Consider the following 1,334-nt stretch of genomic DNA (forward strand, 5'->3'; position numbering starts at 1 on the left):
CACTTGAAGCATCACCTTCAAGAGCGAGTGCCTTAATGGAAAGGTACCATATTAAGGCACTCGCTCTTGAAGGTGATGCTTCAAGTGAGAAAGATTGCAAACAGGTAACAGAATTGGTCATAGAAGCCTTTGGACATGTTGACATGTTCATTCATAATGCTGGGCCATATATGCATGAACGTAGGCCTATGACCGAATATAGCAGTGATGAGTGGAATTACATTATGAACRGTAATTTAAATGGTTTTTTCTATTTTGCTAAGGAAATTATTCCTCATATGCGCAGAAGAAGTTGGGGTAGGATCATTACTTTAGGGTTTGACCGCTGTGAGACGGCACCAGGTTGGATTTATCGTTCCGCTTTTGCCGCAGCCAAAAGCGGATTGACTTCCTTAACTAGAACTTTAGCGGTTGAAGAAGCAACAAATGGAATCACCGTGAATATGGTCTGTCCCGGCGATATTATTGGTGAATGGAAGGAAGAAGAGATAATAGTTGCTAAAGGACAAAAGGATGTAACTGTTCCAATTGGCAGACCGGGGACGGGAGAAGATTTAGCTCGAGTCATCACGTTCTTATGTGATGAACAATCCGATTTTATTACCGGAAGCATCATTCCGGTCACAGGTGGAAAAGATGTTTTGGGGAAAATTCACAAAGCTTAGTTTGTTTAATTTGGTTATTAAAATGGAAAAAGGTGAGTCCGTTAATTCGGCCTCACCTTTTTTTAAACCATTTTTTTATATTTTACTTGCTGTATATACCTTAAACGTGCTGCCAAACCTATAGCTCCAAGAGCCAAACCAGAAATTAAGCCAATCCAATATCCGAAGGCTCCCATATCTGTATATTTTGCAAATATAAAACCGATGGGTAGCCCTAGAATCCAATAGGATACTAGAGACATAGCAAAGGTAACATTTACATCTTTATATCCTCGTAGTATTCCTTGTATTGGTGCCTGGAGTGCATCAGAAATCTGAAAGAAGATTGCATATATTAAAAAATGTGATGTCAGCATCATTACATTATAGTCTTTTGTGTAAGCCGACGCGACGGGTTCACGGAAAAGAAATAGAATGGCCGACAAAACAAGCGACATCGTTAATGCCATGGAAATCCCAATCCAGCTGTATTCTTTGGCATCTTTGTATCGAGCTGCCCCAATTTCAAATCCAATTACAATTGTCAATGCCATTGATATACTTAGCGGCATCATATAAAGCAATGATGCAAAATTCATTGCAATCTGGTGCGAAGCAATTGTCACGGTATCATATTTACTCATCAAAAGGGTAACGGCTGAGAAAATACTTGTTTCAAAAAAGATAGCC

General features: G+C 39.5%; 2 protein-coding genes. One reads left to right on the top strand and one right to left on the bottom strand.

Translation table 11 applies throughout. The features are described 5' to 3' along the window. The coding region (locus AC1DUW_RS29145; RefSeq protein WP_477644229.1) for an SDR family oxidoreductase at positions 1-665 on the top strand (665 nt) is incomplete at its 5' end. Between the two features lie 62 nt (positions 666-727). Here the strand turns inward: AC1DUW_RS29145 and AC1DUW_RS29150 are convergent. Continuing rightward, the coding region (locus AC1DUW_RS29150) for an MATE family efflux transporter (RefSeq protein ID WP_477644230.1) at positions 728-1,334 on the bottom strand (607 nt) is incomplete at its 5' end.

This window comes from Peribacillus sp. P4_C12 (genome assembly GCF_056402095.1).